This window comes from Variovorax sp. P1_H12_2 (genome assembly GCF_056405335.1).
Window position 1 is genome coordinate 1 of the sequence record NZ_JBFUCI010000269.1, and the last position, 8744, is coordinate 8744.

General features: G+C 69.8%; 12 protein-coding genes. 8 read left to right on the plus strand and 4 right to left on the minus strand.

The window, feature by feature from the left end; all coding sequences use genetic code 11:
• From AC1D2K_RS23105 to AC1D2K_RS23135, 7 genes are all read left to right on the plus strand, one after another.
• On the plus strand, window positions 1–490 hold a 490-nt coding region (locus AC1D2K_RS23105), incomplete at its 5' end, for an ABC transporter permease subunit (protein WP_478091278.1).
• A complete protein-coding gene (locus AC1D2K_RS23110; RefSeq protein ID WP_478091280.1) occupies window positions 487–1518 on the plus strand; it encodes a branched-chain amino acid ABC transporter permease in 1032 nt (343 codons plus the stop codon). The genes AC1D2K_RS23105 and AC1D2K_RS23110, both read left to right, overlap by 4 nt.
• Complete coding sequence (locus tag AC1D2K_RS23115; protein WP_478091281.1) at window positions 1505–2341, plus strand: ABC transporter ATP-binding protein; 837 nt, start codon at window positions 1505–1507, stop codon at window positions 2339–2341. Before AC1D2K_RS23110 ends, AC1D2K_RS23115 begins: the two co-directional genes overlap by 14 nt.
• Window positions 2328–3047 (plus strand): ABC transporter ATP-binding protein, encoded by a 720-nt coding sequence (locus AC1D2K_RS23120; RefSeq protein ID WP_478091282.1) that lies wholly within the window; start codon window positions 2328–2330, stop codon window positions 3045–3047. The genes AC1D2K_RS23115 and AC1D2K_RS23120 overlap by 14 nt, the downstream gene beginning before the upstream one ends.
• A complete protein-coding gene (locus AC1D2K_RS23125) occupies window positions 3037–3903 on the plus strand; it encodes an alpha/beta hydrolase (RefSeq protein ID WP_478091284.1) in 867 nt (288 codons plus the stop codon). Before AC1D2K_RS23120 ends, AC1D2K_RS23125 begins: the two co-directional genes overlap by 11 nt.
• A 19-nt stretch (window positions 3904–3922) precedes the next feature.
• The gene (locus AC1D2K_RS23130) at window positions 3923–4312 is read left to right on the plus strand and encodes a RidA family protein (RefSeq protein ID WP_478091285.1); all 390 of its coding nucleotides are present in this window, start codon (window positions 3923–3925) and stop codon (window positions 4310–4312) included.
• Window positions 4313–4350: 38 nt separating this feature from the next.
• A complete protein-coding gene (locus tag AC1D2K_RS23135) occupies window positions 4351–5361 on the plus strand; it encodes an alpha/beta hydrolase (RefSeq protein WP_478091286.1) in 1011 nt (336 codons plus the stop codon).
• Window positions 5362–5416: 55 nt separating this feature from the next.
• Here AC1D2K_RS23135 and AC1D2K_RS23140 read toward each other — a convergent pair whose 3' ends face one another.
• Both AC1D2K_RS23140 and AC1D2K_RS23145 read right to left on the minus strand, forming a co-directional pair.
• Entirely contained in the window at window positions 5417–5911 is a 495-nt protein-coding gene (locus AC1D2K_RS23140; RefSeq protein ID WP_478091288.1) for a GNAT family N-acetyltransferase, read from the minus strand.
• The gene (locus AC1D2K_RS23145; protein WP_478091289.1) at window positions 5911–6186 is read right to left on the minus strand and encodes a type II toxin-antitoxin system TacA family antitoxin; all 276 of its coding nucleotides are present in this window, start codon (window positions 6184–6186) and stop codon (window positions 5911–5913) included. Before AC1D2K_RS23145 ends, AC1D2K_RS23140 begins: the two co-directional genes overlap by 1 nt.
• Window positions 6187–6385: 199 nt before the next feature.
• Between AC1D2K_RS23145 and AC1D2K_RS23150 the strand changes: the two genes are divergently transcribed.
• Entirely contained in the window at window positions 6386–6559 is a 174-nt protein-coding gene (locus tag AC1D2K_RS23150; protein WP_478091291.1) for a hypothetical protein, read from the plus strand.
• A gap of 50 nt (window positions 6560–6609) precedes the next feature.
• On the opposite strand, the gene AC1D2K_RS23155 is transcribed toward AC1D2K_RS23150, so the two are convergent.
• Window positions 6610–7827, minus strand: coding sequence for an ROK family transcriptional regulator (locus AC1D2K_RS23155; RefSeq protein WP_478091292.1), 1218 nt, complete (start codon window positions 7825–7827; stop codon window positions 6610–6612).
• Between the two features lie 95 nt (window positions 7828–7922).
• Window positions 7923–8726, minus strand: coding sequence for an ATP-binding cassette domain-containing protein (locus AC1D2K_RS23160; RefSeq protein ID WP_478091293.1), 804 nt, complete (start codon window positions 8724–8726; stop codon window positions 7923–7925).
• Window positions 8727–8744 lie beyond the last annotated feature (18 nt).

The window sequence follows — 8744 nt, forward strand, 5'->3', positions numbered from 1 at the left end:
GATCGTGCTCGGCGCCCTGCGCATCCATCCGCAGACCCTGTGGATCGTCGGCACCTGCGCGCTGGTCATGGTCGGCGCGCACTGGTTCTTCGAGCGCACCGTGCTCGGCCGCGCGATGCGCGCGGTCGCGGCCCAACCCGAAGCCGCGGCGCTCTGCGGCATCGAGCCGCGCATGGCGATGGCGCTGTCCTTCGGCCTGGCGGCGGCCTTCGGCGCCATCGCGGGCATCGTGATCACGCCGCTCACGCTGACCTCTTTCGACCACGGCACCGTGCTCGGCTTCAAGGGCTTTTCGGCCGCCATGCTCGGCGGCCTCGGCAGCCTGCCGGGCGCGCTGGTGGGCGGGCTGCTGCTGGGCCTGCTCGAGGCGCTGTCGGGCGGACTGCTGTCCTCGCACTTCAAGGACGCGGTCGCCTTCGTCGCGCTGCTGGCGACGCTGTTCCTGCGTCCCTCGGGCCTGCTCGGGCGCCATGCCGTGGAGCGCGTATGACACATCCCGCCGCCCTTCCCCTCGCCTCCTCGCCGCTGCGCGAGCGCAGCCTGCGCATCCGGCACGTCGCCGTGGTCTGGATCCTGTTCGCCGCCTGGCCGCTCGTCGCCGGCAACGACTACGTGCTGAGTCTCGGCATCTTCTTCTTCATCAACCTGCTGCTGCTCGGCGGGCTCAATCTCGTGATGGGCTACGGCGGGCAGATCTCGCTGTGCCAGGCCGGTTTCTTCGGCCTGGGGGCCTATCTGTCGGGCGTGCTCTCGGTACGCTGGGGCGTCCCGCCGGCGATCGGCGCGCTGGCCGCGATGGCCGGCGCGGCGCTGTCGGCCTTCGTGATCGGCCTGCCGGCGCTGCGGCTGCGCGGACACTACCTGAGCATGGCGACGCTGGGCTTCAACGCGATCCTGTCGGTGCTGTTCAACGAACTGGTGTCGGTCACCGGCGGGCCCAACGGGCTGTCGGGCGTGCCGCCGATCGCGCTGTTCGGCTTTGCCTTCGACACGCCCGCGCGCTTCTTCTGGCTCGCGTGGCTTGGGGGTCTGGCGGTGATGCTGCTCGTGGCCTCGCTGCTCGCGAGCCGCGCCGGCCGCGCCTTGCGCGCGGTCTCGGGCAGCGAGGTGGCGGCCGACAGCATGGGCATCGACCCGTTCCGCAGCAAGCTCGCGGCCTTCATGGCCTCGGCGGTGGCCGCGGGCCTGGCGGGCGCGCTCTACGTCCACTTCAACCAGTACGCCTCGCCGGAGACCTTCAGCTTCTCGGCCTCGGTGCTGCTGGTGGTCATGGTGGCCATCGGCGGCTGGGGCCGGTTCTGGGGCCCGGTGTTCGGAGCCGCGGTCTTCACCGCGGTGCCCGAGCTGCTGCGCCGCGTCCAGGATGCCGAGCTGCTCGTGTTCGGCGCCGGCATGGTGGCGGTGCTGCTGTTCCTGCCCGGCGGCATCGCGAGCCTCGCCGCCCGCCTCGGCCGCCGCAAGAAGACCGTGGCCCCGGAGCCGAAGAAAGAAAAGGTGACGCGCCATGGCCTTGCCTGAAGCAACCCTGGAGCGCGCGCCCGTCCCCGGCCTCGCCGCCGCGCCCGCGCCGGGCCCCGCGCTCGAGGTGCAGTCGCTGAGCGTGCGCTTCGGCGGCCTGCACGCGGTGGACCAGCTCTCGTTCACGGTCGCGCCCGGCATCATCAAGGGCATCATCGGCCCCAACGGCGCCGGCAAGACCACCCTGTTCAACGCCATCGCCGGCGTCACGGCGCCCACGCTCGGAAGCGTCAGGCTCGACGGCCGCGACATCACGGCGCTGCGTCCGCACCAGCGCGCGGCGCTCGGCCTCTCGCGCACCTTCCAGAACCTGCAGCTGTTCCCGGCGATGAGCGTGCTCGAGAACGTCATGGTCGGCGCCCATCCGCGCCTGGCCGGCGGCTGGTGGTCGGGCCTCTTCGGCGGCGCGCTGGCCGAGGAGCGCAGTGCCGAAGCCGAGTCCTGGCGCCTGCTCGCGCTGCTGGGGCTCGAGGCGCGCGCCGGCACGCTCGCGGCGGACCTCGGCTTCGCCGATGCCAAGCTGCTCGAGATCGCGCGTGCGATGGCCTCGAAGCCGCGGCTGCTGCTGCTCGACGAACCGATCGCGGGCGTGCCGCTGGCGGAGCAGAACCGCATCCTCGAAGTGATCCGAGCGATCAATGCAGACGGCGTGACCGTGGTGCTGGTCGAGCACAACATGCGGGTCGTGATGAGCGCCTGCGACGAAATCCTGGTGATGAACCACGGCAAGCGGCTCGCCGAGGGCCGGCCCGCGGAAGTTTCGCGCAACCCGGAGGTGATCCGCGCCTACCTGGGTGGGGAGGCGGCGCATGCCCCTGCTTGACATCCAGGGCCTGCACGCGGGCTACGGCGCCTCCGACGTGCTGCACGACGTCGCGATCGCGCTGGAGCCCGGCTCCTTCCATGCCTTGATCGGCGCCAACGGCGCCGGCAAGTCCACCACGATGAAGGCGCTGTCGGGGCTGTTGCGGCCGGTGCGCGGTTCGATCGCGTTCGCGGGCGAGGACATCGCGCGGCTGCCGGCCGCGCGCATCGTCTCGAAGGGCTTCGCGCTGGTGCCCGAGGGCCGGCGCGTGTTCGGTCCGCTGAGCGTGAAGGACAACCTCCAGATGGGAGCCTTCACCGACCTGTTCCCGCGGCGCAAGGGCCATCTCGACGATCGGCTGGCCTTCGTGCTGTCGACCTTTCCGCGGCTGGAGGAAAGGCTCGCCCAGGCCGCGGGCACCTTGTCGGGCGGCGAACAGCAGATGCTCGCCATCGGCCGCGCGCTGATGTCGGGCCCGCGCCTGCTCGCGCTCGACGAACCGTCGATGGGGCTCGCGCCGGTGATCGTCGAGCAGGTCTTCGCCGCGCTCAAGCAGCTGCAGCGCGGCGGGCTGACGATCCTGGTGTCGGAGCAGAACGCGAGCATCACGCTCGCCCATGCGGACATCGGCCACGTGATGGAAAGCGGCGCGATCACGCTCTCGGGCCCGGCCGCGGCCTTGCGCGACGACGACCGCGTGCGGGAGGCCTACCTTGGACTTTGAGCCCGCCGACCCCCAGCTGTTGCCGCCGGTGGACCCGGCCCTCGAAAGCGAATACGCCCTGCGCTCGCGGCACCCCGAGCGCAATGCGGTCTACGAGCGCCAGGCGCGCGCGAGCGCCGATCTGCGCCGCGCCATGCCGGGGCTCCAGACGCGGCGCTATGCCGCGTCGAAAGGATGCCTGCTCGACTTCCTGCCGGCGCCGCATCCGGTCACGGCAGCCGCGCCGCTGTTCGTCTTCATCCACGGCGGCTACTGGCGGGCGCTGGAGCGCGGCATCTTCACCTTCCTCGCCGCCCCCTGGCTCGAACGCGGCGTCCACGCGGCCTTCATCGGCTACGACCTGGCGCCGGCGCTGCGGGTGTCGGACATCGTCGCGGAGGTCGGCGAGGCGATGGCCTGGCTGCGCGGGCACGCGCAGGACCTCGGCGTCGATAGCGCGCGCATGCTCGTGGCCGGCCATTCCGCCGGCGCGCAGCTCGGCGCCTGCGTGCTCGACGGTCCGCAGGGCTGGCAGGCCGCGGCCTTCGTCGGCGTCAGCGGCGTCTATGACCTCGAGCCCTTGCGCCACACCAGCATCAATGCCGACATCCGGCTCGACGAACGCGAGGCGCGCGCGCTCAGCCCGATGGCCCGCCCGGCCGGGCGCGCGACGAAACACCTGCTGGCCGTGGGCGGCGCCGAGACCGAAGGATTTCGCGGCCAGTCGATCGACTTTGCGGAGCACCTGCGGCGCGCGGGCTGCGCGGCGACGCTGCGCATCGCGCCGGAGCGCACCCATTTCGACATCCTCGACGACCTCGGCGATGGAGGCAACGCGCTGTTCCGCGATGCCTTCGCGCTGCTGGCCCCTCCGTGAATCCCCACCTCCCATGGCCATGAAAAAACACAACCCTTCCACCATCGCCGCGCCGGCCGGCGCCTACTCGAACGGCGTCTCGGCGCCCGCTGGCGGCCGCTGGCTCCACATTGCCGGCCAGGTCGCGATCGATGTCGACGGCACGGTCCCCGAGAGCTTCGAAGCGCAGGCGCATGTGGCCTGGCGCAACCTGCTCGCCGTGCTGGCCGATGCCGGCATGGGCGTGGCCGACCTGGTCAAGGTGAACCACTTTCTCGTGGACGCCAGCGACATGGCCGCCTATGCGGCCGTGCGGGCCGGCTACCTCGGCGATGCGCGGCCGGCTTCGACGCTGCTGATCGTGCAGGCGCTGGCCCGTCCGGCGTGGCGGGTCGAGATCGATGCCGTGGCCTGGAAGGCGCAGGGCTGAATCGCAGGCGCGGGCGACCCTTCGCAGACGGCACGACGATGACTCTTCCCTCGTCTCCAGCCACGCATCCGGCGCCCGAACCGCATGCCGCGATGGCGGCGCTTCTCGCGCGTCTTGCGGCGGCCCGCACCGGGCAGCCGAGCCGCTATGCACTGCCCTTTCCGGAGGCGCGCGCGCAACTCTTGGCCGAGCGCGAGCCCTGGCTCGACGACGGTCCGCCGTGCGAGCTTTCGTCGCGGCGGCTCGAAGCGCAAGGCCGCTCGGTCGACCTGCAGATCGTCCGGCCGCGACGCTGCGAAAGCCGTCGCGTGGCGGTCTACCTGCACGGCGGCGGCTGGTGCGTGGGCTCGCCGCGCACCCACGAGTCCATCGTGCGGCGGCTGGCCGAGGCCCTGTGCTGCGAGATCTGGTCCGTCGACTACGCGCTGGCGCCCGAGCATCCCTACCCTGCGGGTCTGCAGGACTGCATCGCGGCGATCGACCAGGCGGCGCTGGAACACCCGGGCGCCCGCATGATCGTGGCCGGCGATTCGGCCGGCGCCAACCTCGCGCTCGAGGCAACGATCCGACTGCGCGATCGCCAGCGCACCGAGGGCCGGCAGACGAATCRCGCCTGGCCCGAGGCGCTGCTGCTGTTCTATGGCGTCTACACCCGGTCGTTCGCGGGCGCGAGCATGACGGCCTTCGGCGATGGCCGCCATGGCCTGTCGATCGCGGCGCAGGAGCGCTATCTGCGCGCCTACCTGGGCCAGGAACCCGGCCCTGAGGGCGATCCGGACGCTGCAATGCCGCCTCACACGGCCTTTGCGCTCGATGGCGGCGTCGACCTCGGCGCCCTTCCGCGTGCCTTCCTGCTGGCGGCCGAGATCGACATCCTTCGCGACCAGACACTCGCCCTGGCCGCGGCGCTGCGAGCCTCCGGCAACTCCGTCGAAACCATGGAAGTGCCTGGGGTGACCCATGGCTTCCTGGCCTATGGCAAGGCGTTGCCGGGCGAGGTGGATGGCGCGATCCGAGCGGCGGCGGACTTTGCGCTTCGGGTTCGTTGACGAAGAGGGCTGGTCGGGAACCCGACGTCGAACCAGCACGGCCTGCAACCGACCGTCAGACCAATCGACGCGCGTCCTTGAGAAGCAAGAGCAACTGCTGTTCACGGACTGGCGACGGTTCGAAGCCAAACCGCCGATAGAACCGCTCCGCGTCCTCGTCGATGGGATGAGTCAGCATGGCCCGAACACCGGCCTGATCGGCGATGACGAGCGTGCGCCGAATCGCCTCCTGCAGCATGCCGACTCCGATACCGCATCCCTGGTCCGACAACGACACGGCGAGCCTCGCCAGGATGATCACCGGTATCGGATAGCTGCCCATGCCCTTGCGCACACGATCAGGCGCTTCGAGCGTATCGATCTGCCCCACTGTCAAGCTGAAGTAGCCGGCAACGCGCGTGTCGTCCGCGACCACATAGGTTTTGGCCGAGCCGCTGGCCTGCGCCTGCCGTGCATGCCGCGCCAGCCAGTCGTTGAGCGCGAGCTTGCCGCAATCGAATGCATCCAGCCGATGGCTGGCATCCAGTGACCGCGGCGCACTCAACGCCATCAGGTATTCCAGGGTGTGCGCCGGGAGAACAGATCTTTCAAGCCAGGATTGTCCTGTTCCGGTCGATCCAACAGCGACAGCAGTGCTTGCGATTGACTGCCGCTCACCAGAAACAGCCTCTGATCGAGCAAGGTCTGCTCCGCGGCCTGATAAGCACTGTCGAGGATGAAATCCGTCATTGATTTGTTGGATGCTTCGGCCGCTCGGCGCAGCACAGCCTCCTGCTGAGGCGTCGCGCGCAACCCGAGGCGAGCGGAGCGAGTGGCGGTTGGCATGGCGGCTTCCTTGCGTCGATGTACGTCATGTTAGTACAAACGACGCACAATCGCAAGTCTACAGACCCCCTGATACCCCGCCATCCCAGTTCTCAAGCGCCAGCCCACGCCAGGCTACCCCCGAACTCGCACAGTACGATTCAGCCCCATGGAATACCAGGACCACCCGCTCCGTTCGAGACCTCTGCTGCCGTAGCCCATGAACCTGAGCTACTTCTGCCCCTTCTTCGCCGCGAGCATCGCAGGCGTCTTCGTTGCCGGTGGCGTCTGGAAGCAACTGCGGCCCCACGCGATCGGATGGGACGCGGTGGTCGCGGCCACCCTCTTGACCGGTGTCGCGATTGCCATCATCCGCATTCCACTGCATCCTTGAACCTGCGACCGACGATGTCTCTCCCGGCGGGCGATCGCCGAGCACGTGGATCATCGATCGAGTTTGAGGAACAGGTCGCGGTCGGGGGCGAAGTTCGCGTACAGCGGCAGCAGCGCGCCGCCGATGGCGCGCGCATCGGCGCCGATCGCGCCGGCCAGCACCTTGGGGCGGGCCACGCCTTCCCAGCTGTAGCGGTCGAGCGCGCCGTCGACCGCCGCGAGCACCTCGGCGAGCATCTCGCGGCTGAACGACCCGTCGATGATCACCCCGTCGAGCTCGAGCAGCGCCGTCGCGCTGTGGATCGCCAGTGCGATCGCCGGGCTCATCTGCTGCATCCACGCGCGCGTGACCGGCAGCCATGGCGGCGCGACCGCGCGTGCGTCCGCCACGGCGCCGACATCGAGCCCCGCCTCCGTGTACAGCGCCTCCAGCGTGAAGAGCGACGCCATGCTCAGCAACTGGGGCGGCGGTGCGCCGTCGGCGCCGCCCAGGCCGAGCGACATCGACCCCACGGCGCCCGCGTTGCCGGCCCCGCCGCTGCGCAAGTGGCTGTCGATCACCAGCCCGCCGCCGATGAAGGTGTCGATGAAGACGTACAGGAAGCTGCGGATGCTGCGTCCGCGCCCGGCCACCAGTTCGGCGACGCAAGCGGCCGTCGTGTCCTTGACCAGCTCGACCGGCAGCTGAGTCATGGCCGCCACCCGCGCGCGGATGTCGATCGCAGTCCACTTGCCGGCCTGCTCCGGCGCCACGCCGAGCAGCGATTGCCAGCCGCCCAGCGACAGCGGGGCCGCGATGCCGATGCCATGCAGCAGCTGCGCGCGCTTGGGCCCGAGCGCCTTGCGCAGCGTCGCCAGGCGCGCACGGATCTCGTCGAACAGCGTGTCGGGGTCGGGGAACTCGTAGTCCAGCGTGAGGCGCTCGCGCACCTGGGCCGTGAAATCGACCAGCAGCACGTCGAGGCTGCGCCGGCCGATCTTGATGCCGATCGAGAAGGCGCCATCCGGGTTCAATGCCATCGGCACCGACGGCTGGCCGATCTTGCCGCGCACCGGTGCGTGCTTGAGCACCAGCCCGTCGGCTTCCAGCCGCGCGATGATGATCTGCACCGTCTGGGCCGTGAGGTTGGTCAGGCGCGCGATTTCGGCCTTCGGCAGCGCGCCATGCAGGCGGATCGCCTGCAGCACCACGCGCTCGTTGAACTGGCCCATGCCCACCTGGTTGGAGCCGCGCGGGCGCAGCCGAACTGCAGTCTCGCCACTGTTCATGGCGCGAGTTCGCGGTCGATCATGCCTTGGAGTGGCTCGGGGCCGAGCCATGGAGGGAGGTTCATTGGCATGTTGGAAAGTATCGGGCGCGGGTGTCAGTAGAGGGCTTCGGCGGGCAGCTCATCGGGACGCATCGCACCCGTCATCACCGCGACCGTGTCGCTCATGCTGATCTTCTTCGGATTGACGATGCAGGCGCGCTTGCCGAGCCGCGCGATGTGGATCCGATCGGCGATCTCGAACACATGCGGCATGTTGTGGCTGATCAGGATCACCGGCAGGCCCTTGTCGCGCACGCGCCGGATCAGCTCGAGCACCATGTTGCCCTCCTTCACGCCGAGCGCGGCGGTCGGCTCGTCGAGGATCACCACGTGCCGCGCGAAGGCCGCGCTGCGCGCCACCGCCACGCACTGGCGCTGCCCGCCGGAGAGGGTCTCGACGGCCTGCGTCATCGAGCGGATGCCGACCTTCAGGTCGTTCATCCGCGCGGTGCTTTCGTCGAGCATCTTCTTCTTGTCGATGATGCGCAGCAGGCGGGACAGGAAGCCGGTCTTGATGATCTCGCGGCCGAGAAAGAGGTTCTCCGCAATGGTCATCGCCGGCGCCACGGCCAGGTCCTGGTAGACGGTCTCGATGCCTTCGCGGCGGGCGTCGATCGGCGACTTGAAGTGGATGGTCTTGCCGTCGAGCTTGATCTCGCCTTCGTCCGGAATGGTGGCGCCCGACAGGGCCTTGATCAGCGACGACTTGCCGGCACCGTTGTCGCCGATCACCGCCATGATCTCGCCCGCGCGCAATTCGAAGTCGGCGCCGTCCAGTGCGATGACGTTGCCGTAGCGCTTGACCAGGCCGCGCGCTTCCATCACGAGCGGCGGCGTGCCTTGGGATGGCGTGTTCATCAGCGGGCTCCCTTGCGT

Excerpts from the sequence above, each read along its gene's own strand:
- AC1D2K_RS23115 (WP_478091281.1), top strand. The coding sequence starts at position 1,505 with ATGGCCTTGCCTGAAGCAACCCTGGAGCGCGCGCCCGTCCCCGGCCTC.
- AC1D2K_RS23160 (WP_478091293.1), bottom strand. The coding sequence starts at position 8,726 with ATGAACACGCCATCCCAAGGCACGCCGCCGCTCGTGATGGAAGCGCGC.
- AC1D2K_RS23130 (WP_478091285.1), top strand. The coding sequence starts at position 3,923 with ATGAAAAAACACAACCCTTCCACCATCGCCGCGCCGGCCGGCGCCTAC.
- AC1D2K_RS23110 (WP_478091280.1), top strand. The coding sequence starts at position 487 with ATGACACATCCCGCCGCCCTTCCCCTCGCCTCCTCGCCGCTGCGCGAG.
- AC1D2K_RS23155 (WP_478091292.1), bottom strand. The coding sequence starts at position 7,827 with ATGAACAGTGGCGAGACTGCAGTTCGGCTGCGCCCGCGCGGCTCCAAC.
- AC1D2K_RS23145 (WP_478091289.1), bottom strand. The coding sequence starts at position 6,186 with ATGCCAACCGCCACTCGCTCCGCTCGCCTCGGGTTGCGCGCGACGCCT.
- AC1D2K_RS23140 (WP_478091288.1), bottom strand. The coding sequence starts at position 5,911 with ATGGCGTTGAGTGCGCCGCGGTCACTGGATGCCAGCCATCGGCTGGAT.
- AC1D2K_RS23150 (WP_478091291.1), top strand. The coding sequence starts at position 6,386 with ATGAACCTGAGCTACTTCTGCCCCTTCTTCGCCGCGAGCATCGCAGGC.
- AC1D2K_RS23120 (WP_478091282.1), top strand. The coding sequence starts at position 2,328 with ATGCCCCTGCTTGACATCCAGGGCCTGCACGCGGGCTACGGCGCCTCC.